Here is a 22,794-nt window from a genome sequence, read left to right on the forward strand (position 1 = left end):
CCTACGCAGGCACTACGAAGCAGCAATAAACAGTTCGCGCAGCTGATGTAACTGATCGCGCACGCTGGCCGCCTCTTCGAACTCCAGATTTTGCGCATGCTGCTGCATCTGCCCTTCCAGCTCGTGAATTTTCTTCTGCATCGCCTGTGGCGTAAGCGCCATGTAGTTGGCTTCTGCTTCTGCCGCAGTGCGCGAGGCGGTTTTGCCTTTGCCGCGCGTTTTTACCACATTTTTGCCGAGCTCAAGAATATCAGTGATCTTCTTGTTGAGCCCTTGCGGCACGATACCGTTCTCTTCGTTGTATTTTTGCTGCTTCTCGCGACGGCGCTCGGTTTCGCCCATCGCGCGCTCCATCGACGGGGTAATTTTGTCGGCGTAGAGAATCGCCCGGCCGTTGATGTTACGCGCGGCGCGGCCGATGGTCTGAATCAGGGAGCGCTCAGAACGCAGGAAGCCCTCTTTATCGGCATCCAGAATCGCCACCAGCGACACTTCCGGCATGTCTAACCCTTCACGCAGCAAGTTAATGCCGACCAGCACATCAAATTCGCCGAGGCGCAAATCGCGGATGATCTCCATACGCTCTACGGTATCGATATCAGAGTGCAGATAGCGCACCTTCTCGCCGTGCTCTACCAGATATTCGGTGAGATCTTCCGCCATGCGCTTGGTCAGCACCGTAACCAGCACGCGCTCGTTAATCTCCACACGCTTGCGGATTTCTGACAGCAGATCGTCGACCTGCGTCGCCACCGGACGCACTTCGAGAATCGGATCGAGCAGGCCGGTTGGACGCACCAGCTGATCGATCACTTCGCTGCCCGATTTTTCCAGCTCGTAGTTGCCCGGTGTCGCCGAGACATAAATGGTTTGCGGCGCTGAAGCCTCAAACTCTTCAAACTTCATCGGGCGGTTATCCAGCGCCGACGGCAAGCGGAAGCCATACTCCACCAGCGTCTCTTTACGCGCCCGGTCGCCGCGATACATGCCGCCAATCTGCGGAATGGTCACGTGCGATTCATCGACCACCAGCAAACCATCTGCCGGTAAGTAATCAAACAGGGTCGGCGGCGGCTCGCCCGGTCCACGGCCAGAAAGATAGCGCGAGTAGTTTTCGATACCGGAGCAGTAACCCAGCTCGTTCATCATCTCTAAATCGAACTGGGTACGCTGAGAAATGCGCTGCTCTTCCAGCAGCTTATTGTTCTCCAGCAGCACCTTACGGCGATCCACCAGCTCAACTTTGATATCTTCCATCGCCTGCAGAATGCGCTCGCGCGGCGTCACGTAGTGCGTTTTGGGATAGACGGTAAAGCGTGGAATGACGGAGTCAATCTGGCCGGTGAGCGGATCGAACAGCGACAACCGCTCAACTTCTTCGTCAAATAGCTCAATACGCAGCGCAATATCGTCCGATTCGGCCGGAAACACATCAATCACTTCACCGCGTACGCGGAAAGTCCCGCGCTGGAAAGCCTGATCGTTGCGCGCATATTGCAGCTCCGCCAGACGACGCAAAATGCTGCGCTGATCGATAATCATGCCGCGCGTTAAGTGCAGCATCATTTTTAAATAGAGGTCTGGATCGCCCAAACCGTAGATGGCAGAAACCGAGGCCACCACAATCACATCACGACGCTCGAGCAGCGCTTTGGTGGCCGAGAGACGCATCTGCTCAATGTGTTCATTCACCGACGCATCTTTCTCAATAAAGGTGTCAGAGCTCGGCACATAGGCTTCAGGCTGATAGTAATCGTAGTAAGAGACGAAAAACTCCACCGCGTTATCCGGGAAGAACTCCTTCATCTCGCCATACAGCTGCGCTGCCAGGGTTTTATTCGGCGCCAGCACCATGGTCGGCCGATTGAGGTCAGCTATCACGTTCGCCACGGTAAAGGTTTTACCTGAGCCGGTTACGCCCAACAGCGTTTGATGCGCGAGCCCATCCTCAAGGCCCTCTTCAAGGCGGCGAATGGCCTCAGGTTGATCGCCTGAAGGCTTGAAAGCGGAGTTGAGTTTAAAGGCTTTGCTCATGTTTTGGCGGTTCCAGCAGATGAAGTCGGCGGGCAGGCTGCTAATTCTACTCTGCTATGGCGAATTTGCCAGAAAAAAATACTGGACATAATCACAGTAACCTTGCACGATTATGGCACGTGCCGATGATTTTCTTCAGTGCAATTTATGCGGCAACCAGCAAGCTGTTGTTGCGCAATGTTATCCCCAAAGGGAGGACGCTTTTAACATTTGTCAATAGAGTGTCATTAAATTGCAGTCTGATGACAAGGCAGATAAATCGCATGCTTGATTTTAGTTAACCTGCTGTTTTAATTAAATTTCACCTAAAAGCCCAGATTCTCATCATAATGTATGAAGGCCGCGAATTTACTCGCTTGCGCCCGGTTTTCAGTCGCTAATGCACAAGGTTATCCACAGTAATGGTGGATAAGTGAATCCAGCCCCGAGCCCATCAGCTGTGTATAATTTTCTCCCGCGTCTTTTTAAGGGCGAAAAAATTTATTTTCGTATTTATTTTTCTCTCATTGCGTGTCGCATTAACCTCCTCTTTTTGCCCATCAACGGGCGTTTCCGCGTAGAAAAACCCGCCGTTAAGGCCACTTATTTCTTCAGTGCGTGCTTTACGAACGATCAGATGCACCAGAAACGTTGAGCAGTCAGCACCGTCAAAGTGCAGCCGATTTATCACCGTCTGGAATTGTTAAGCGTTACTCAACTTTTAAGCGCTTATTTGCTCGGTTTCAGACGATGACCCGCTTATATCTTTAACCTGGCCTGGGAATTGCAATGATTAGCGGTATGGAGTGACGAGTCCATATCGGCTATTGCCGACGACAATGGTGTCCATCAATCGTGCACGACTGTATGCCAGACGACACAGAGCGGGAGCATTCAGGCTAATAATCTGGAAGGAGTATGTCAGATGCTGAGTTTACGTTCGGTGAATCAGTTTTACGGTCAAAACCACATCCTATGGGATGTGGATCTCGATCTGCCACCCGGCACCTGCACGGGCGTGCTGGGCAGTCCAGGCATGGGCAAAACCACGTTAGTCAACTGCATCATGGGTCGTTTGCCGATTAACAGCGGTTCTATGACCTGGCAGGAGGATGGCTCACCCCCGGAAGATTTGCTGCTGCAGCCCGCGGAGCTGCGCGCCCGCACCGGCATTGGATATGTGCCGCAAGGTCGGCATATCTTCTCGCAGATGAGCGTGGAGGATAACTTACTGATTGCCCTGATGGCGGCACAGGACGATCGCAGCCGCGCCATTCCTGAAATGGTGTTTGATCTGTTTCCTGCGCTCTATTCACTGCGCCATCAACGCAGCGGCGAGTTACCGATGGATCAGCAGCAACATCTGGCGCTGGCGCGCGCGCTGGTGCTGCAACCGAAGCTGGTGATTCTGGATGAGCCGACGGAAGGGATGTCGCCGTGGCTGGAGGAGGAGATGGGCAATCTGATTCGTCGGCTCAACCGGGAATATGGTTTGACGATTCTGCTGCTGGAGCAGCACGTATCCTTCGTTCGTCGCGTCGCCGACTACTTCCTGCTGCTGCATCGCGGACGCAACGTAGCGCACGGCAAAGTGGCGCAGCTGGATGACGTTACCGTGAGTAAGTGGTTAACCGCGACTTAGATATCCAGGTCGCCATAAATGGCGACCTTACAAAACCGCATCAAGCACCGTAGGGTCGCCATTTATGGCGACCTGGTTTATTGCGGTAGTGTCAGATAGCGCCCGCACTCGGCGTGCTGCGCCTCATCAGTAAGATGCGGGATCTCACCCAGCAACGGCGCGTCAATACGTTGTCGCAGCGTGGCGATATATTCCTGATGGCGTTTGCCCGGCGGCTGGATATCATTAGCTATCCAGCCCGCCAGACGTAACCCGCGCGCTTTTACCGCTTCGGCGGTGAGCATCGCATGGTTGATACAGCCTAACTTAACGCCCACCACCAGGATCACCGGCAACTGCTCGGCTTCCACCCAATCGGCGTAAGTTTGCGTCTCAGATAACGGCGTAAACCAACCGCCCGCGCCCTCAACCAATATCCACTCCGCCTGCTGCTCCAGCGCGCGCAAACCCGCTGACAGTGCCGCAAACGCGATCGGCCTGCCCTCTTCCGCACTGATAATATGCGGCGATGTCGGTTCGAGGAACGCCAGTGGATTCACCTGCTCGTAACGCAGCGCCAGGCTGCTGTAGCGCTGCAATGCCAGCGCATCGCTGTTGCGGATGCCGTCCGGCGTCATTTCGCAGCCGGATGCTACCGGCTTGTAACCTGCGGTGCGCAACCCTGCGGCACTGGCTGCCTGCAACAGCGCACCGCTGGCCACGGTTTTGCCTACTTCGGTATCGGTTCCGGTAATAAACCAACGTGTCATTTCGTTAAAACTCCATACATCAGGTGATAGCTGAGGCGATATCCGGCCTGATCCTGCGGCCAATACTGTTCAAGTTGAGCTAACTGGGAACGCGTCACTGCGCTGGCGCCGCGTCCATCGTGCAGATGCGTGGCACCAATGCCTTTCAGGGAGCGCATCGCGCTGAGCGCGCTCGGGAAATGCAGCGTAACGATCTGCTGCTCTGCCTGCATCGGCAGGGCGGCAGTGGCGGCATGAAACTGCGCGGCGCTGAGGAAACGATTAGCGTGACGACGACCATCCAGCTGCGCCCACGCCTGATGCACTTCATGCAGCGAACCGTCGAGCAGCGTGGAAAACAGCACCGTGCCGCCCGGCCGCGTGACGCGCAAGCATTGCTGCAGCGCAGTGCGCAGATCGCTGCTCCACTGCACCGCCAGGTTGCTCCACACGCCGTCAACGCTGGCATCCGCGAGCGGGAGATCATCAATATCACCCAGCACATAGTCATGCGCCGATTGTCGCTCGCGCGCCGTTTGCAGCATGTTGGGTGAGAGATCGAGCGCCGTCAGCGTGCATCCGCGATCGCGCCAGTAGCGGCTATACCAGCCGGTACCACAGCCGGCATCCAGCAGATGCGGACCAAAACCGGCCGGAGCCAGCGCCAGCAACGCCTCGCCGCTCAGTCGCTGTAGCTGCGCATGCTGTTCATAATGCGGTGCCGCCCGACCAAATGCCTGCGCCACCGCCTGTTTGTTAACCTGCAGCGTCATACAGCGCCTCCAGCAAACGATCTATGTCATCGGTATGATGCGCAGCCGTGAGCGTGATACGCAGCCGCGCCGTGCCCGGTGGCACGGTAGGCGGACGAATCGCGCTTACCCAACAGCCGGCTTGCGCCAGCCGCTGCGACAACGCCAGCGCCGCACTGTTTTCGCCGATGATTAAGGGTTGGATGGCGCTATTGGATGCGCCTAACTGCCACGGCAAATCCGCAGCGCCCGCGCGGAAGCGCGCAATGTGGCTGTGCAGCCGCTCACGCAGCGCATCGCCTTGCTGAATCTGCCGCAGCGCCGCCAGCAGCGCGCAGCACTGCGCCGGTGGCATCGCGGTGGAGTAGATCAAATGGCGTGAAAATTGTTCGACATAATCGGCGGTGGCGTCATCGCACAGCAGCGCGGCGCCGCTGACGCCAAATCCTTTACCAAAGGTGACAATCAGCAGCTCCGGTTTCACCTGCTGCTGCCAACAGCTGCCGCGTCCTTGTGCACCGGTAACACCGATACCGTGCGCATCATCCACCAGCAACCAGCCGTTGCCGCGCCGCGTCTGTTCCGCGATAGCAGCAAGCGGCGCGCTGTCACCATCCATGCTGAACACACCTTCGGTCACCACCAGCGTGCCGCCGTCCGCCGGCGTAGCCAGCAGTTTCGCCAGACTCTCTGGCTGATTATGCGCAAAGCGACGCAGACTCGCCGGGCTATGGCTGGCGGCATCCAGCAGCGAAGCGTGCGCCAGCTTATCGGCAAAGATGCGGTCCTGCTTCTCTGCCAGCAGATGGATCACCGCCTGATTGGCGGCAAATCCCGAGATAAACAGCAGCGCGCGCGAGTAGCCGAGCCAGTCGGCCAGCTGCTCCTCGAGCTGTGCGTGATGACGGCTGTAACCGGTAACGTGTCCGGATGCACCCGCGCCCGCGCCCGATTCAGCCGCGCCCTGCTGCCATGCAGCGATGACCGCCGGATGCTGACTCAATCCGAGATAATCATTGCTTGAGAAGTGGCGATAACGCTGACCCTCCAGCGTAATTTCGCGCACGCTGTTGTGCGCAACAGGACGTCGCTGCCGCCAGCCATCGGCCGCTCGACGTGCCGCCAGCGCCTGATCGATACGTTGTGACCAGCCCATTTACACTGCCGCGTTGTAGAACTGCTCGGTATCGGCGTGCAGCAGCTGCTCGCTGAGCTGATACTGCTGCTCATTATCACCCGCCGTGGTCGCAGTATGTTCTGGATTGAGACCCAGTTTGCGGAACAGAATCAGATCCTTATCCTCTTCCGGGTTTGGCGTGGTCAGCAGCTTGCAGCCGTAGAAGATCGAGTTGGCGCCGGCCATAAAGCACATCGCCTGAGTCTGCTCACTCATCTGCTCGCGCCCGGCAGAAAGACGCACGTGCGAGGATGGCATCATGATGCGCGCCACCGCGATGGTGCGGATGAAATCGAACGGTTCAACATCATCGTTATCCGCCAGCGGCGTGCCTTTCACCTTCACCAGCATGTTGATCGGCACGCTCTCCGGCGGCGTTGGCAGATTGGCCAGCTGCACCAGCAGGCCCGCACGATCTTTCACCGTTTCACCCAGGCCCACGATGCCGCCCGAACACACTTTTATGCCCGCGCCGCGTACTTTATCCAGCGTATCCAGACGCTCCTGATAGCTGCGCGTGGTGATGATGTTGCCGTAAAACTCTGGCGAGGTATCGAGGTTATGGTTGTAGAAATCGAGGCCGGCTTCAGCCAGGCGCTGCGCCTGGCTGCCATCCAGCGTACCGAGCGTCATACAGGTTTCCATGCCCATCGCTTTTACGCCCTGCACCATTTGCTGCAGGTACGGCATATCGCGCTCGTGCGGGTTTTTCCACGCCGCACCCATGCAGAAACGGCTTGAGCCCGCTGCTTTGGCTTTGCGCGCCGATTCCAGCACCGCATCCACCTCCATCAGACGCTCAGATTCCAGACCGGTTTTATAGCGCGCGCTTTGCGGACAATATTTACAGTCCTCCGGGCAGGCACCGGTTTTGATCGACAGCAGCGTACTGACCTGTACCTGACGCGGATCGAAATGTTGACGATGCACTTGCTGCGCTTCAAACATCAACTCAAGGAAAGGTTTATCGAACAGTGCCTGAGCTTGTGTCAGTGTCCAGCGGTTTGCCATTGCTTACTCCAAAAAAAGGGGGTTCATCCCGACGATTAACGTGGTTATACTTGTAAACTAAATCTTTTTAAAATGGTTTACAATACGCATGTTCACTCAGGACGACCTCAACTTTGACCGCCAGCATATCTGGCATCCCTATACGTCGATGCGCGATCCCCTGCCCTGTTATCCGGTTGTGGCAGCGCACGGCTGCCAGCTGCAGCTGGCCGATGGACGTGAACTGGTTGATGGCATGTCGTCGTGGTGGGCGGCGATTCACGGCTACAACCATCCGCGTCTCAACCAGGCGCTGCAGCAGCAAATGGCGCAGATGTCGCACGTGATGTTCGGCGGTATTACCCACCCGGCAGCGGTTGAGCTGAGCCGCCAGTTGATTGCCATGACGCCCGACGCGCTGGAGTGCGTATTCCTCGCCGATTCGGGTTCGATCGCCGTCGAAGTATCGATGAAAATGGCGCTGCAATACTGGCTGGGACGCAATCAAACGCGGCAGAAATTTCTCACGCTGAAGCGGGGTTATCACGGCGATACATTTGCCGCCATGTCGGTGTGCGATCCGCAAAACTCGATGCACAGCCTGTGGCGCGGTTATCTGCCGGAACACCTGTTTGCCAATGCGCCGCAGTGCGCATTCGATGATGGGTGGAATGAGGCGGATTTCGCCGATTTCGCGCAGCTGGCAGAAACGCATCATCGCGAGATTGCCGCAGTCATTCTCGAACCGATTGTGCAAGGCGCGGGCGGCATGCGCTTCTATCACCCGCGTTATCTGCAACAGGTGCGTGCGCTGTGCGATCGCTACGGTTTACTGCTGATTGCCGATGAGATCGCCACCGGCTTTGGCCGCAGCGGCAAACTGTTCGCCTGCGAACATGCGGGTATCACGCCGGACATTCTCTGCCTCGGCAAAGCGCTCACCGGCGGCACCATGACGCTCTCCGCCACGCTAACCACGCGGGAAGTCGCCGATACCATTAGCCGCAGCGCGGCTGGCTGCTTTATGCACGGCCCAACCTTTATGGGCAATCCGCTGGCCTGTGCGGTGGCGGTGGAAAGTCTGGCAATGATTAATGAAGGTCACTGGACGACACAGGTAGCGGCTATCGAACAGCAGCTGCGGGCCGAGCTGCTGCCGCTGCGCAGCCATAGCGCGGTGGCCGATGCGCGCGTGCTGGGCGCCATTGGCGTTGTCGAAACCCATCAGGCGGTGAACATGGCGGCGCTGCAGCAGTTCTTCGTCGAGCGCGGCGTGTGGATTCGCCCGTTTGGCCGCCTCATTTATCTGATGCCACCTTATCTGATTTCTGCCGCCGAACTGACGCAGCTGACGCAAGCGCTCAGCGCGGCACTGGATGTTGCGGCGCATTTCCACCATGATTGAGAACACTGCACACTAAACAGGAGAGATCATGCGCGTATTCAGCCAGGATTTTAACGATGGCGATAAGATGCCAGAACGACACGTTTTCAACGGCATGGGTTATCAGGGCGACAATTTGTCACCCCATCTGGCGTGGGATGATGTCCCGGCGGGCACTAAGAGCTTTGTCGTGACCTGCTACGATCCCGACGCGCCAACCGGTTCCGGCTGGTGGCACTGGGTGGTAGCGAACATCCCCGCCGAGGTGACCGTGCTGCCGCAAGGTGCCGGTTCTGGCGTGGCAGAGCTGCCGGAGAGCGCCATTCAGACGCGCACCGATTTTGGCCAAACCGGCTATGGTGGTGCGGCCCCCCCGCAGGGCGAATCGCATCGCTACATCTTTACGGTGCATGCGCTGGATACCGACAAGATTGAAGTGGATGAAGGTGCCAGCGGCGCGATGGTCGGCTTTAACGTGCATTTTCATGCGCTGGCGAGTGCATCAATTACCGTAAAGTATGCCTGATATAAAAACGGCGCCCTCGGCGCCGTTTTTGATTGATTAACCCAGTGCGTGAATCACCACCCACATCGGGCCTTGTCCTACCGCATAACGCGCCAGCGGATTCAGCAGGCCGCGCTCCTGAATTTTATACACTTCGATATGGTGCGATTTCTGTCCCGCCGCCACCAGATATTGGCCGCTATGGTCAATGTTGAAACCGCGCGGCTGCGTTTCAGTTGGCTGGAAGCCTTCAATCGCCAGCACGGCACCATCTTCACTGATGCTGAACACCGTAATGGTGCTGCTGGTGCGGTCACAAGCATAGAGGAAGCGTCCATCTGGCGTGATATGAATATCAGCCGCCCAACGCGTATCGCTGAAATCTTTCGGCATCATATCGAGGCTTTGCACGCGCTCAACCTGACCGTGCACGTTGTTGAGCGCCCAGACATCGACCGTGCTATCCAGTTCGTTCACCACGTAGCCATATGCGCCATTCGGGTGGAAAGCCATATGGCGCGGACCCGCGCCTTTAACGGTGGTGACCTGCGCCTGCTCACGCGGTGCCAGGGTGCCGTCAGCATTCAGCTGGTACAGGCAGATACGATCCTGCTTCAAGGCCGGTACAAACAGCGTTTGATTGTTCAGGTCGATGTTTGCCGAGTGGCAACCGTCTAAGCCGTTAATCACCTGGCTTGGTGCCTGCGGCAAGCCATCGCTACCAATGGGGCTGACGCTGACGCAGGCATCGTTATACGAGCCGCAGAACAGGTAGTTGCCGTGACGATCGGTAGAGATGTGCGTTGGGCTGCCCGGCAACGGCGCTTCACCGGCCAGGCTCAGGGTACCGTCGGCCGCAATGCGGAACGCCAGCACGCGAAAATTCGGACGAACACCCACATAGAGAAAATCTTTCTTCGGGCTCACCACCATTGGCTGCACCTGGCCGGCAACATCCGTTACCTGCAATAACGTCAGTGCGCCATCTTCCTGCAACTGCCAGGCATGGATCTGCTGGCTCTCGGGACTGGCGGTATACACGACTTGTTTCATGCGTTTTCCTTATTCGCTGCCTGATGAAAGGGATAACTGTAGCGCGTTTCATTTTGTCGCGCTGGATTCATTTGTGCCCTGTTTTTTGTCTCAGGGCCGCTGCCGGGTGTAGACTCAATGCTTTGCCAACTCCCGGACGGAAAGTGTAATGAGCTACCGCGTAATCGCCCTTGACCTCGACGGCACCCTGCTGACCCCGAATAAAACCATTCTGCCTGAATCCATCGAAGCGCTGGCCCGCGCACAACAGGCGGGCGTGAAAGTGTTGATCGTTACCGGTCGCCACCACTGCGCCATCCACCCTTTTTATCAGGCACTTAAGCTCGATACACCCGCGATCTGCTGTAATGGCACCTATTTGTATGATTATCCGGCGAAAAAGGTGCTGGCTGCCGATCCGCTTGAGAAAAACAAAGCCGCCCGTGTGATTGAGATGCTGGATGAAGAGAACATCCATGGTCTGCTGTATGTTGATGATGCGATGCTGTATCAGACGCCAACAGGTCATGTAACGCGAACGCTAAACTGGGCGCAATCGCTGCCGGAAGCGCAGCGTCCGCTGTTCCTGCAGGTGCCCAGTCTGGCGCAGGCCGCAATGGAAGCCACTTCGATCTGGAAATTCGCGCTGTCGCATCCGGATACGCGTGCGCTGCAGCAGTTTGCCGAGCGCACCGAAGCGGAATTGGGGCTGGCCTGTGAGTGGTCGTGGCACGATCAGGTGGATATCGCCAAAGGCGGCAACAGCAAAGGCAAGCGTCTGGCGCAGTGGGTGGAAAGTCAGGGCTTCAGCATGCAAGACGTGCTGGCATTTGGCGACAACTACAACGATCTCAGCATGCTGGAACAAGTAGGATTAGGTGTGGCGATGGGCAATGCCGATGACGCCATCAAAGCACGCGCCAAAAAAGTGATTGGCACCAATCTGGAGCCGGGCATCGCCGAAGTGATAAACCAGGAAATCCTGTAACCATAGGATGTAGCGGCGCAATTTATTGCGCCGATTTTATCAAACCGTGCAATAAATCATGCCGCAATCGACACGCTTTTAATCTGCGCATACAACCACTGATCGGGCCGGATGCCCAGCTCATCCCGCGCCCACGGCGAAATGCGCGCCCACAGCTCGCTAATGCCGATGCGCAGTTTTACCTCCACCTGATCGTCAATCTCCAGCAGCTCGACAACCTGCGCCGGCAAAATATTGCGGATCGAGGTATTGTGCGGCGGCTGCAGCGCCAGCGAAACGTCGGCTGAAGCGATACGAATGCGCAGCGGTGTTTTCAGCGGCTGGTTCACGCGACTGACCCAAATATGCTGATCGCCCAGAGACAGCGCCGTCATCGGGTAATCCGGATGCTGCTCCAGCACCTGTACGCGCAGCACGCTGGTGCGCTCGGCAAGCGGCAGCCAGGGGCGCATTGCCGTGCTGCTCCATACCTTCTCCAGCGAGCCAAAGGCTTTCACCTGGCCCGCATCCAGCACCAGTACGTTATCCGCCAGCTGCAGGATTTCATCGAGGCTGTGCGACACGTACATAATCGGAATATCGACCTGCTTCGCCAGCTTTTGCAGATAGGGCATCAGTTCACGTTTGCGCGGCAGATCCAGCGACGCCAGCGGTTCGTCCATCAGCAAAATATCGGGCGCAGTGAGTAAGGCGCGGCCAATCGCCACGCGCTGTTTTTCGCCGCCCGACAGCGATGCCGGATAGCGCGTTAACAGCGATTCAAGGCCGAGCAGCGCCACCAGCGCGTTGAACTGTGACTTCATCGACGGTGCCATGCCGTATTGCAGATTGCCGCGTACGCGATAGTGCGGGAACAGCCGCGCATCCTGAAATACGTAGCCGATGCGACGCTTTTCCGGCGGCAAATTCACGCGCGATGCTGAATCAAACAGCAAACGATCGTTCAATTCAATGCGCCCGCTTTGCGGCTGGGTCAATCCACCAATCGCGTTAATCAACGAGGTCTTCCCCGCGCCCGACACACCAAAAATGGCGGTGATACCGCTAGCGGGAATATTGACGTTAACGTCGAGCAGGTGATCACCCAACTGCTGAGAAATGTGCAGATGTAGCATTACGCCGCTCCCAGCCGCTTGCGGCCCCAGCGCGCCAGCAGCTCAGAAGCCACCAGTGACATCAGCGCCAACGCAATGGCCACCGCACACAGTCGCGCAGCGGTGCCTTCGGCGCCTGGCGTTTCGATCAAGGTAAACATCGCCGACGGAATGGTGCGCGTCTCGCCGGGAATGTTGGAAACAAAGGTGATTGTGGCGCCAAATTCGCCCAGCGAGCGAGCAAAAGCCAGCACCGTACCGACAATGATACCCGGCAAGGTGAGCGGAATGGTGATGGTGAAGAACACGCGCCAGCGCCCGGCACCGAGCGTGCGTGCCGCCTGCTCCAGCTTGCTATCGACCGCTTCCAGCGCGAGGCGAATTGCTCGCACCATCAAGGGAAAGGCCATCACCGCCGACGCGACGACTGCGCCGCGCCAGCTGAAAGCGAGAGTGAAGCCGAACCAGTCATACAACCATTCGCCGATGAAACCGCGTCGGCCTAAGGCGATCAGCAGCAGATAGCCCACCACTACCGGCGGCAGCACCAAGGGCAGATGAACAAGGCTATCCAGCAAAGTTTTGCCCGGAAACCGGCAGCGCGCCAGAATCCAGGCCATCATGATGCCAAACGGCAAGCTGCACAGCACCGCTACACAGGACACTTTCAGGCTGAGAAACACGGCCTGCCATTCGGGATCGCTCAATATCATTTCTTCGGCGTAAATCCATACTGTTTAAATACGGCAGCGGCATCCGGCCCCTGCAAATAGTTATAGAAGGCGGTTACCGTTGCGTTCTGATGTTCTTTGACGATCGCCATCGGATATTCCACCGGCTTGTGGCTATCTTCCGGGAAACGTCCCACTACCTGCACTTTCTGACTGGCTACCGCATCCGAACCATAGACAATGCCATAAGGCGTTTCATTACGCTCTACCAACGCCAGCGCGGCACGCACGTTATTGGCCGGCGCCAGCTGCGGGGATAAAGCGTCCCACGCACCCAGTTTTTGTAATGCTTCTTTGGCATAAATCCCGGCCGGTACGTGATCGGGATCGCCCACCGCCAGTCGCTCGCCTTTCAACAGACTTTTCCAGTCGGTTTTACTATCAATGGTCACCGCTTTGGCTGCATCACTTTTTGGGGCAATCAGCACTAAATCGTTGCCAAGCAGCGTATAGCGCGTATTGGTGACCACGCTGTTTTTTGCCACCACATCGTCCATCCACTGCTGGTCGGCGGAGATGAACAGATCGGCAGGCGCACCCTGATCAATCTGACGCGCCAGCACCGATGAAGAGGCAAATGAAGAGACCACTTCAACGCCGGTTTTCTTCTGATACTGCGTGGCGATCTCCTGCAACGCATTCGTCAGTGACGCGGCCGCGAACACGGTGATTTTTTCCGCAGCAACCGCCTGACCGGCCAGAGAAAGCGTCAGTACAGTGACAGCAGCCAAACGGTAATGATTTTTTTGCATTTGTTGCTCCTTGTTACGTTATATATTTGATAATACAACGTCGGCACAAATGCGTCATGAGATAGTTATCGGCAGGATTTTACGGAAGTTAATAACAAAACGCCCGCAGGGTGCGGGCGTTGGGAAATCAGTGTTGCGAGCTGTTGGCGGGACGATCGTCGCGGCGGCCAAATTTAGAGATGACGTTGAAAACTTCACCCAGGCCGTAAATCAGACCGAGCATAATCGCCATCACAATCGGCACCATGATGATAGCCACAGCCAGGCTTTTTAACAGTTCCAGCATGGAAACCTCACGCAGAAAATAAAAAAGTGATTGTAACGGTTAGAGAAAAAAACGCACTGCCCTTTTCGTGCTTTTACTTTTAAGCAGTAAACTGAGCGGATTAACCTAAGGAGCTGACATGCAGGCAGAACTTTCTCTTCATATTCGTCTTCAGCAGAAGCTGTTTGCCGATCCGCGCCGTATTGAGCTGCTGAAACGCGTGCAGCAAACCGGCTCCATTAGCCAGGGCGCAAAGCTGGCGGGCATCAGCTACAAAAGCGCCTGGGACGCGATCAACGAGATGAATCAGATGGCCGATCAAACTTTAGTTGATCGCGCCACCGGTGGCAAAGGCGGCGGCGGCGCGCAGTTGACGCAGTATGGTGAGCGGCTGATTCAGCTTTTCCAACTGATGGAACAGATTCAGCAGAAAGCCTTTGACGCGTTACAAAGCGACAGTTTACCGCTCGATAGCCTGTTAGCGGCGATTGCGCGTTTTTCGCTGCAAACCAGCGCACGCAACCAGCTGTTTGGCACGGTGCTAGCCAGCGACCATCAACAGGTGCAGCAGCACATTGAGGTACTGCTCGCCGACGGCACCACACGTTTACAGGTGGCGATCACCGAGCGCAGCGCCGAACGTTTGCAGCTCGACAGCGGTAAAGAGGTGCTGGTGTTAATTAAAGCGCCGTGGATTCAGGTTAGCAGCACGGCAGGCAGCAGCGATAACCAGCTGGCCGCGCAGATTAGTGCCATCGAACCCGGCGAGCAGGTCAGTGAAGTATTGATGGCCCTGCCAAGCGGCGAAACGCTGTGCGCCACCGTCACTAACGATGAGGTTAAACAGCAGAATCTGCAGCCTGGCGCCAGCGTCACCGCCAGTTTTAATGCTGAACACGCCATCATCGCCACACTGCTCTGAAATCTCCACCATGATTTGACTTCACCTGCATCGCTGGCTAAAACTGAGCAACACGATGCATAAAACGGAATACATCATGGCTTCATTGCAAATTTCGCAAGGCATATTTCACCTTAGCGCCACCCGAGCACTGTCACTCAACGATTTAACCCTTAACAGCGGCGAAAGCTGGGCTTTTGTCGGCGCCAATGGCAGCGGCAAATCGTCGTTGGCGCGCGCGCTCTCCGGCGAGCTGCTGCCCGGTAAAGGCAGCGTGCAGCAGAATTTTCAGCGCCGTACGCGCCTGTCGCTGGAGCAGCTCCAGCAGCTGGTCAGCGATGAGTGGGAACGCAATAACACCGATATGCTCAGTGAAGGCGAAGATGATACGGGCCGCACTGCGGCACAAATCATTCAGGACGAGGTGAAAGACGAGACGCGCTGTCAGGCACTGGCGCAGCAGTTTGGTATCACTTATCTGCTCGATCGCCGCTTCAAATATCTCTCCACTGGCGAGACGCGCAAAACGCTGCTGTGTCAGGCGCTGATGGCGCAGCCCGATCTGCTCATTCTTGATGAGCCTTTTGATGGACTGGATGTGGCGTCGCGCGCCAGCCTGGCAAACACCCTCAACGATTTGCACCGCAACGGTTACAGCGTGGTGCTGGTGCTTAATCGTTTTGACGATATTCCCGATTTCGTTGAGAAAGTGGGCGTGCTGGCCGAATGCACGCTGACGCATGTGGGCGAGCGTCGTGCCGTGCTGGCCGAAGCGCTGGTGGCACAGCTGGCGCACAGTGAGCAGCTGGCTGGCATGGCGCTGCCGGAAGCGGATCAACCTGATCAACTGCCACAATTAGCTGAGGATGCGCCGCGCGTGACTCTGCGTAACGGGGTGGTGTCCTACAACGATAAAGCGGTGATTAATGGCCTGAGCTGGCAGGTGAATCCTGGCGAACATTGGCAGATTACCGGGCCGAACGGCGCGGGCAAATCCACCCTGCTCAGTTTAGTCACTGGCGATCATCCACAAGGCTACAGCAATGATTTGACGCTGTTTGGCATCCGCCGTGGCAGCGGTGAAACCATTTGGGATATCAAGCAGCACATCGGTTACGTCAGCAGTAGCCTGCATCTTGATTATCGTGTCAGCTGCAATGTGCGCACCGTGGTGCTCTCGGGTTTCTTTGATTCCATTGGCCTGTATCAGGCGGTGTCGGATCGGCAAAAAGCGCTGGCACGCCAGTGGCTGGCCCTGCTCGGGATGGATAATCAGCTGGCCGATGCGCCGTTCCACAGTTTGTCGTGGGGACAACAGCGGCTGGTGCTAATTGCGCGTGCGCTGGTAAAACACCCGACGCTGCTGATCCTCGATGAACCGCTGCAAGGGCTGGATCCGATTAACCGCCAGCTGGTGCGCCGTTTTGTCGATGTGCTGATTGGCGAAGGCCGCACGCAGCTATTATTTGTGTCACATCACGCCGAAGATGCTCCGCAGTGCATCACTCATCGCCTGAGTTTTGTCGCGCAAGAGCAAGGTTACGGTTTCCTGCAGGAAACACTACGTTAATTCCCTTCTGACGCTTTTATCGGGCGTCTAATTGCTTTGCCATTGCCAAAATAATTCGCGCTGCAGCAAGGCGGCAAGCAGGTAAGTCCCCAGGAGCTTACTGAAGTAAGTGACTGGGGCGCACATGCGCAGCCAACGCAGCTGCAGCCCGAAGTATAAAGGCAATGTAACCGCTACCATTTCATTGCCTGGTAAATCAACAATCACACGCAACAACCCCACAAAATGAGAATCGTCACCTTGTGTAAACGATACCATTTATCCAGACTGGATCACGCTTTCACGCGGGTCTTTGTGCTACTTTGATCAAAACCTTGTTTATCTGTTTGCCGTTTACCAGGACTCATCATGGAAAAATTTAATCCGGTCGATCATCCGCATCGCCGCTATAACCCATTGATCGATCAATGGGTGCTGGTCTCACCCCATCGCGCTAAGCGTCCGTGGCAAGGTGCGCAAGAAACGCCGGCACTGGAGCAGTTACCGGCACACGATCCCGACTGCTTCCTTTGTGCCGGAAACACCCGCATCACCGGTGACATCAATCCCAACTATAAAAGCACTTACGTGTTCACCAATGATTTTGCCGCGCTGATGACCAATACCCCCGACGCGCCGCAGAGCGACGATGTGTTGATGCGCTGCGAAAGTGCGCGCGGCACCAGTCGCGTAATCTGCTTCTCGCCGGATCACAGCAAAACGCTACCAGAACTGCCGCTGAGCGGACTGGAAGATATTGTCCGTACCTGGCAGGAACAGACCGCCGACCTCGGCCAACACTATCCTTGGGTGCAGGTGTTCGAAAACAAAGGTGCGGCGATGGGCTGTTCGAATCCCCATCCGCACGGCCAGATTTGGGCCAACAGTTTCCTGCCAAACGAAGCGCAAAAAGAAGATGACAATCAGCGACGTTACTTTGATGAAAAAGGCTCACCGCTGTTGGTAGATTACACGGCGCGCGAGCTGAACGATGGCAGCCGCACGGTGGTAGAAACTGAGCACTGGTTAGCGGTAGTGCCGTGGTGGGCCGCGTGGCCGTTTGAAACGCTGCTGCTGCCAAAAGCCCACGTAAAACGCATTACCGATCTCACCGAGCCGCAGCGCACCGATCTGGCGCTGGCACTCAAGCAGCTGACCAGCCGCTACGACAATCTGTTCCAGTGCTCCTTCCCTTATTCGATGGGCTGGCACGGTGCACCGTTCAACGGTGAAGCCAATGACCATTGGCAGTTGCATGCCCATTTCTATCCGCCGCTGCTGCGTTCAGCCACGGTACGCAAATTTATGGTTGGCTATGAAATGCTGGCCGAAACCCAACGTGATTTAACGGCGGAACAGGCAGCTGAACGTCTGCGTTCTGTCAGCGATGTCCATTTCCGCGAGGCGCAATAAATGTCTTTAAAATCCATTACTCAACAGGTTTTCGCTGACACCTTCGGCTATCAACCTACGCACAGCATTCAGGCGCCGGGCCGCGTGAATCTGATCGGCGAACACACTGACTATAACGATGGTTTCGTGCTGCCCTGCGCCATCGATTACCAAACAGTGATTGCCTGCGCCAAACGCGATGACCGCGAAGTGCGCGTGATTGCGGTCGACTACGACAATCAGCAAGACAGTTTCTCGCTGGACGCGCCCATTGAGCCGTTAAAAGAGCCGATGTGGGCCAACTACGTGCGCGGCGTGGTGAAACATCTGCAGAAACGCGATGCCAGCTTTGGCGGCGTGGATATGGTGATCAGCGGCAACGTGCCACAGGGCGCAGGCTTGAGTTCATCGGCATCTCTGGAAGTCGCGGTAGGCACGGTTTTCCAGCAACTGTATGCCTTGAAGCTGGACGGCGCCGCCATTGCGGTGAACGGTCAGGAAGCCGAGAACCAGTTTGTAGGCTGTAACTGCGGCATTATGGATCAGCTGATTTCGGCACTTGGCCAACCCGATCACGCCATGCTGCTGGATTGCCGCACACTCGGCACGCGTGCGGTATCGATGCCGGAAGATGTCGCGGTGGTGATCATCAACTCCAACTTCAAGCGCACCCTGGTGGGCAGCGAATACAATACGCGTCGCGAACAGTGTGAAACCGGTGCCCGCTTCTTCAACAAACCCGCGTTGCGTGACATCACGCTGGAAGAGTTTGCCGCCTCCGAAGGTGAGCTGGATGCGTTAGTAGCGAAGCGCGTGCGTCACGTCATTACGGAAAATGCGCGCACGCTGGAAGCGGCGGATGCGTTGAGCGCGGGCGATCTGAAGCGCATGGGCGAACTGATGGCTGAATCCCACGCTTCAATGCGTGATGATTTTGAAATCACTGTACCGCAAATCGATCAGTTGGTTGAGATTGTCAAAGCCGAGCTCGGTCCGCGCGGCGGCGTGCGCATGACCGGCGGTGGTTTCGGTGGCTGCATCGTGGCGCTGATGCCGATCGATCTGGTCGATGCCGTGAAAGCGGTAGTGGCCGAAAAATATGAAGCGCAAACCGGCATTAAAGAGACCTTCTACGTGTGCAAAGCGTCCGCAGGAGCTGGCCAATGGTAAGTGATATCAATTCACACGCGCCAGACGGGCAACCATGGCGCATCACTGTACTACGCAATCGCAACGGCATGGTCGCAACCTTCATGGATTGGGGGGCGACCTGGCTGTCGGCGCGCGTACCGATGCGCGATCACAGCGTGCGTGAAGCGCTGCTCGGCTGCGCGACGCCATCAGATTATCTGCATCAGGATGCCTATCTTGGGGCAACCATTGGCCGCTACGCGAACCGTATTGCCTCGGCAGAACTTAAGCCGCTCAATCTGCTGCTGTCCGCCAACCAGGGCGCGCATCAGCTGCACGGCGGACCAGAAGGATTTGATAAGCGTCGCTGGCAGATTCTCAGCCAGAGCGAAACCGAGGTGCACTATCGCCTTGATTCGCCCGATGGCGATCAGGGTTATCCCGGCAATTTGATTGCTGACGTGATCTATCAGCTTGATGATGATAATTGCCTGTCGATTCGTTATGAAGCGAAGACGGATAAGCCCTGCCCGGTCAATCTGACCAACCATGCTTACTTCAATCTTGATGCGCATCATGGTGATGCGCGCCAGCATCGCTTACAACTGCACGCCGATCGTTACTTGCCGGTGGATAGCGAGGGCATCCCCAACGCGCCGCTGAAAGAGGTGGCGGGAAACAGTTTTGATTTCCGCCAGCCGAAGTGCGTTGCCGATGAGTTCCTTGCTGATGACGATCAAAAAGCGGTGAAGGGCTATGACCATGCCTTTTTACTCAACACCGCTGGCGACAGCAGCCAGCCCGCCGCCCATTTGTGGTCTGCCGATGGCAAGCTGGAGTTGAGCGTATTTACCGCTGCGCCGGCGCTGCAGTTCTACACCGGTAACTATCTGGCGGGAACACGCGCCCGTGAGCAAGACAGCTATACTGCTTTCCAGGGCATTGCTCTTGAAAGTGAATTTTTACCGGACTCGCCCAATCATACGGAATGGCCGCAGCCCGATTGCTGGCTGCAACCCGGCGACAGCTGGCAGTCCGTGACGCGTTATCGCTTCACGTCGCACTAGCCGCCGGATGAAAAACGCGCACTGCGCTGCCGACAGGCTTACGCAGTGCGCTGTTTTCCGCTATGGTATGGCGCTATTAGTGAGCCGCTTCTCGGTGGCCGCAGCCGGTTTCAATACTAATCGTAAATCGAGCATTAAGGAGTAAAGCTATGGCCGTAACTAAGCTGGTACTGGTGCGACACGGCGAAAGCCAGTGGAACCAGGAAAACCGCTTCACCGGATGGTACGACGTGGACCTGTCTGACAAAGGTCGCACGGAAGCCAAAGCAGCCGGTCAGCTGCTGAAGAAAGAAGGTTTCGTGTTTGATTTCGCTTACACTTCCGTGCTGAAGCGCGCTATCCACACCCTGTGGAACGTGCTGGATGAGCTGGATCAGGCCTGGCTGCCGGTTGAGAAAACCTGGCGTCTAAACGAGCGTCACTACGGTGCGCTGCAAGGTTTGGATAAAGCGGAAACCGCAGCAAAATACGGTGACGAGCAAGTTAAACAGTGGCGTCGTGGCTTTGCCATCACCCCACCGGAACTGGATCGCGCTGATGAGCGTTTCCCAGGCCACGACCCGCGTTACGCCTCACTGACTGATGCACAGCTGCCAACCACCGAAAGCCTGGCGCTGACCATCGAACGCGTAATCCCGTACTGGAACGAAAACATTCTGCCGCGCATCAAGAGCGGTGAGAAAGTGATCGTTGCCGCACACGGTAACTCACTGCGCGCACTGGTTAAATACCTCGACAACCTGAGCGAAGATGAAATCCTCGAACTGAACATCCCAACTGGCGTGCCGTTGGTGTATGAGTTCGACGAAAACTTCAAGCCGCTCAAACGTTACTATCTGGGTGATGCTGACGAGATCGCTGCGAAAGCAGCAGCCGTTGCAAACCAGGGTAAAGCCAAGTAAGCGAACGCTGAAACGCAAAAAGGCCAGACGCGAGTCTGGCCTTTTTTATTGCACGTCGCGATTAACCGCGGCGCTGTTTCACCGCCTGCGCCAGCTGACGCAGGGCTTTTTCCGTGTCTTCCCAGCCAATGCAGGCATCGGTGACGCTCTGGCCATACACCAGCGGTTTGCCGCTTTCGAGGCTCTGGTTACCTTCCACCAGATGGCTCTCAATCATCACGCCGGTAATCGCCTGCTCACCGCCCGCAATCTGCTGCGCAACGTCATCGGCAACCACCATCTGACGCTGGAACTGCTTGCTGCTGTTGGCGTGGCTAAAGTCGATCATCACCTGCGGACGCAGGCCCGCTTTCTCCAGACCGGTTTTCACCGCTGCCACATGCTCAGCACTGTAGTTCGGCTCTTTACCGCCGCGCAGGATGATATGGCAATCTTCGTTACCGCTGGTTTCCACAATCGCTGAGTGGCCATATTTGGTCACCGAGAGGAAGCAATGAGGCGCGCTGGCTGCACCAATCGCGTCAATCGCCACTTTAATGGTACCGTCGGTGCCATTTTTGAAACCAACCGGGCAGGAAAGACCGGAGGAGAGTTCACGGTGCACCTGCGATTCGGTGGTGCGCGCGCCAATGGCGCCCCAGCTCATCAGATCGGCCATATATTGTGGCGTGATCATGTCGAGGAACTCACCTGCCGCCGGCAAGCCGATATCATTGATATCCACCAACAGCTTACGTGCCAGACGCAGACCATCGTTAATCTGGAAGCTGCCATCCATGAAGGGATCGTTAATCAGCCCTTTCCAGCCCACCGTGGTACGCGGTTTCTCAAAGTAAACGCGCATCACCACTTCAAGGTCGTCTTTCAGCTCATCACGCAGTGGCAGCAGACGAGCGGCATACTCTTTCGCCGCTTTGGTATCGTGAATCGAGCAAGGACCAATCACCACCAGCAGACGATCATCTTCGCCATGCAGGATGCGGTGGATTGCCTGGCGTGACTGCGCTACGGTTTCAGCCGCTTTATCGCTGGCGGGGAATTTTTCAAGTAAGGCAACAGGAGGAAGTAACTCTTTGATCTCTCTGATGCGTAAATCGTCGTTCTGGTAATCCATACGTCATTCCATTCAAATTTCTGGCCCAACGTCCGTCGGGCGCAACCCGCCCACTTTAGCCCTTCACAGGGAGGGTGTAAATTACGTACCCGTCTTAAAATGTACATCTCAAATTTGCATTTATATTTCCATGCACTAAGCTTTTTAAATGTAAGCACTAAGGATTGATGTGTTTGCAAAATTTAATATTTAAGCGAAGCGTATAAGGTGGAATTTTATTCCATCGCGGCACGCTATTTTCGTCACACAACACCAGCCGGTGTTTGACGGCAACTATCCATTAATTACTGGAGCATAATGATGAATAAGTTTGCAATTATCTTTCTGACGGCAGCGATGACTTTAGGTAGTGGTGCGGTTATGGCTGCAGATAACTCTTCAGACAATAATGGCGCGGCTAATGCTGCAGCTGAAGCGGGCGCAGCAGCGGGCGATGCAAAACAGAACCTGCCACCGAATAACGTTGATAACAGCAAAATCAACAATGGCAGCACCAATACTAATAGCGCGGCAACCTCAGGCACTGATTCAAGCAATATGTCAGCCAGCCAGGTTCACAAAAACAGTATGTGTAAAGACGGCAAATGCCCGGATATGAATAAGAAAGTCGACACTAAAGAAAGTGGCGGCCACGTGAAACATAAAACTGACGGCACCGCGCAATAAGGTTACCAGCAGTTTAAAT

At 56.2% G+C, this 22,794-nt stretch carries 22 protein-coding genes; 11 read left to right on the forward strand and 11 right to left on the reverse strand.

The annotated features are described in order from the left end of the window. Positions 1-12: 12 nt before the first annotated feature. Positions 13-2,034, reverse strand: a complete 2,022-nt coding sequence (uvrB, locus tag PMI17_RS16060) for an excinuclease ABC subunit UvrB (protein WP_007890603.1) — start codon at positions 2,032-2,034, stop codon at positions 13-15. Positions 2,035-2,938: 904 nt separating this feature from the next. Between uvrB and PMI17_RS16070 the strand changes: the two genes are divergently transcribed. Next, positions 2,939-3,655, forward strand: a complete 717-nt coding sequence (locus tag PMI17_RS16070; protein ID WP_007890604.1) for an ABC transporter ATP-binding protein — start codon at positions 2,939-2,941, stop codon at positions 3,653-3,655. A gap of 77 nt (positions 3,656-3,732) precedes the next feature. Here the strand turns inward: PMI17_RS16070 and bioD are convergent, their stop codons facing one another. The 4 genes from bioD to bioB are packed head-to-tail and all read right to left on the reverse strand — an operon-like array spanning position 3,733 to position 7,323. Continuing rightward, positions 3,733-4,404 (reverse strand): dethiobiotin synthase, encoded by a 672-nt coding sequence (gene bioD / locus PMI17_RS16075; protein WP_007890605.1) that lies wholly within the window; start codon positions 4,402-4,404, stop codon positions 3,733-3,735. After that, positions 4,401-5,156, reverse strand: a complete 756-nt coding sequence (gene bioC / locus PMI17_RS16080) for a malonyl-ACP O-methyltransferase BioC (RefSeq protein ID WP_007890606.1) — start codon at positions 5,154-5,156, stop codon at positions 4,401-4,403. Before bioC ends, bioD begins: the two co-directional genes overlap by 4 nt. After that, the gene (bioF, locus tag PMI17_RS16085) at positions 5,140-6,291 is read right to left on the reverse strand and encodes an 8-amino-7-oxononanoate synthase (RefSeq protein WP_007890607.1); all 1,152 of its coding nucleotides are present in this window, start codon (positions 6,289-6,291) and stop codon (positions 5,140-5,142) included. The genes bioC and bioF overlap by 17 nt, the downstream gene beginning before the upstream one ends. After that, a complete protein-coding gene (gene bioB, locus PMI17_RS16090; protein WP_007890608.1) occupies positions 6,292-7,323 on the reverse strand; it encodes a biotin synthase BioB in 1,032 nt (343 codons plus the stop codon). A gap of 88 nt (positions 7,324-7,411) precedes the next feature. On the opposite strand from bioB, the gene bioA reads away from it, so the two are divergent. Then, positions 7,412-8,707, forward strand: a complete 1,296-nt coding sequence (gene bioA / locus PMI17_RS16095; RefSeq protein WP_007890609.1) for an adenosylmethionine--8-amino-7-oxononanoate transaminase — start codon at positions 7,412-7,414, stop codon at positions 8,705-8,707. A 28-nt stretch (positions 8,708-8,735) separates the two neighbouring features. Then, positions 8,736-9,212, forward strand: a complete 477-nt coding sequence (locus PMI17_RS16100) for a kinase inhibitor (protein WP_007890610.1) — start codon at positions 8,736-8,738, stop codon at positions 9,210-9,212. Between the two features lie 36 nt (positions 9,213-9,248). Here the strand turns inward: PMI17_RS16100 and pgl are convergent, their stop codons facing one another. Further along, on the reverse strand, positions 9,249-10,244 hold the full coding sequence (pgl, locus tag PMI17_RS16105; RefSeq protein WP_007890611.1) for a 6-phosphogluconolactonase: 996 nt from the start codon (positions 10,242-10,244) through the stop codon (positions 9,249-9,251). 148 nt (positions 10,245-10,392) lie between these two features. Here pgl and PMI17_RS16110 point away from each other — a divergent pair, with 148 nt between their 5' ends. Next, the gene (locus PMI17_RS16110) at positions 10,393-11,211 is read left to right on the forward strand and encodes a pyridoxal phosphatase (RefSeq protein ID WP_007890612.1); all 819 of its coding nucleotides are present in this window, start codon (positions 10,393-10,395) and stop codon (positions 11,209-11,211) included. Positions 11,212-11,267: 56 nt separating this feature from the next. On the opposite strand, the gene modC is transcribed toward PMI17_RS16110, so the two are convergent. From modC to PMI17_RS24920, 4 genes are all read right to left on the reverse strand, one after another. Next, entirely contained in the window at positions 11,268-12,326 is a 1,059-nt protein-coding gene (gene modC, locus PMI17_RS16115; RefSeq protein ID WP_007890613.1) for a molybdenum ABC transporter ATP-binding protein ModC, read from the reverse strand. Continuing rightward, a complete protein-coding gene (gene modB, locus PMI17_RS16120) occupies positions 12,326-13,018 on the reverse strand; it encodes a molybdate ABC transporter permease subunit (RefSeq protein WP_007890614.1) in 693 nt (230 codons plus the stop codon). Before modB ends, modC begins: the two co-directional genes overlap by 1 nt. After that, on the reverse strand, positions 13,015-13,788 hold the full coding sequence (modA, locus tag PMI17_RS16125; protein WP_007890615.1) for a molybdate ABC transporter substrate-binding protein: 774 nt from the start codon (positions 13,786-13,788) through the stop codon (positions 13,015-13,017). Before modA ends, modB begins: the two co-directional genes overlap by 4 nt. Before the next feature lie 127 nt (positions 13,789-13,915). After that, on the reverse strand, positions 13,916-14,074 hold the full coding sequence (locus PMI17_RS24920) for an AcrZ family multidrug efflux pump-associated protein (RefSeq protein WP_007890616.1): 159 nt from the start codon (positions 14,072-14,074) through the stop codon (positions 13,916-13,918). 118 nt (positions 14,075-14,192) lie between these two features. Here PMI17_RS24920 and modE point away from each other — a divergent pair, with 118 nt between their 5' ends. The 6 genes from modE (at position 14,193) to gpmA (ending at position 20,995) form a co-directional block, all read left to right on the forward strand. Next, on the forward strand, positions 14,193-14,975 hold the full coding sequence (modE, locus tag PMI17_RS16135; RefSeq protein WP_007890617.1) for a molybdenum-dependent transcriptional regulator: 783 nt from the start codon (positions 14,193-14,195) through the stop codon (positions 14,973-14,975). 76 nt (positions 14,976-15,051) lie between these two features. Next, complete coding sequence (gene modF / locus PMI17_RS16140) at positions 15,052-16,524, forward strand: molybdate ABC transporter ATP-binding protein ModF (RefSeq protein ID WP_036621567.1); 1,473 nt, start codon at positions 15,052-15,054, stop codon at positions 16,522-16,524. A gap of 348 nt (positions 16,525-16,872) precedes the next feature. Continuing rightward, on the forward strand, positions 16,873-17,916 hold the full coding sequence (gene galT / locus PMI17_RS16150; protein ID WP_007890620.1) for a galactose-1-phosphate uridylyltransferase: 1,044 nt from the start codon (positions 16,873-16,875) through the stop codon (positions 17,914-17,916). Beyond that, positions 17,917-19,065, forward strand: coding sequence for a galactokinase (gene galK, locus PMI17_RS16155; protein WP_007890621.1), 1,149 nt, complete (start codon positions 17,917-17,919; stop codon positions 19,063-19,065). It begins immediately after the preceding gene. Beyond that, a complete protein-coding gene (gene galM, locus PMI17_RS16160) occupies positions 19,059-20,093 on the forward strand; it encodes a galactose-1-epimerase (protein ID WP_007890622.1) in 1,035 nt (344 codons plus the stop codon). The genes galK and galM overlap by 7 nt, the downstream gene beginning before the upstream one ends. Positions 20,094-20,242: 149 nt before the next feature. Beyond that, positions 20,243-20,995: a 2,3-diphosphoglycerate-dependent phosphoglycerate mutase gene (gene gpmA, locus PMI17_RS16165; protein WP_007890623.1), complete on the forward strand. Its 753-nt coding sequence runs from the start codon at positions 20,243-20,245 to the stop codon at positions 20,993-20,995. Between the two features lie 61 nt (positions 20,996-21,056). Here gpmA and aroG read toward each other — a convergent pair whose 3' ends face one another. Then, entirely contained in the window at positions 21,057-22,109 is a 1,053-nt protein-coding gene (gene aroG / locus PMI17_RS16170) for a 3-deoxy-7-phosphoheptulonate synthase AroG (protein WP_007890624.1), read from the reverse strand. A gap of 300 nt (positions 22,110-22,409) precedes the next feature. Here aroG and PMI17_RS16175 point away from each other — a divergent pair, with 300 nt between their 5' ends. Further along, on the forward strand, positions 22,410-22,775 hold the full coding sequence (locus tag PMI17_RS16175; RefSeq protein ID WP_007890625.1) for a YbgS-like family protein: 366 nt from the start codon (positions 22,410-22,412) through the stop codon (positions 22,773-22,775). The last annotated feature ends 19 nt before the right edge of the window (positions 22,776-22,794 follow it).

The organism is Pantoea sp. GM01 (genome assembly GCF_000282675.1).
In the GTDB taxonomy this organism is placed as follows: Bacteria; Pseudomonadota; Gammaproteobacteria; order Enterobacterales; family Enterobacteriaceae; genus Pantoea; species Pantoea nemavictus.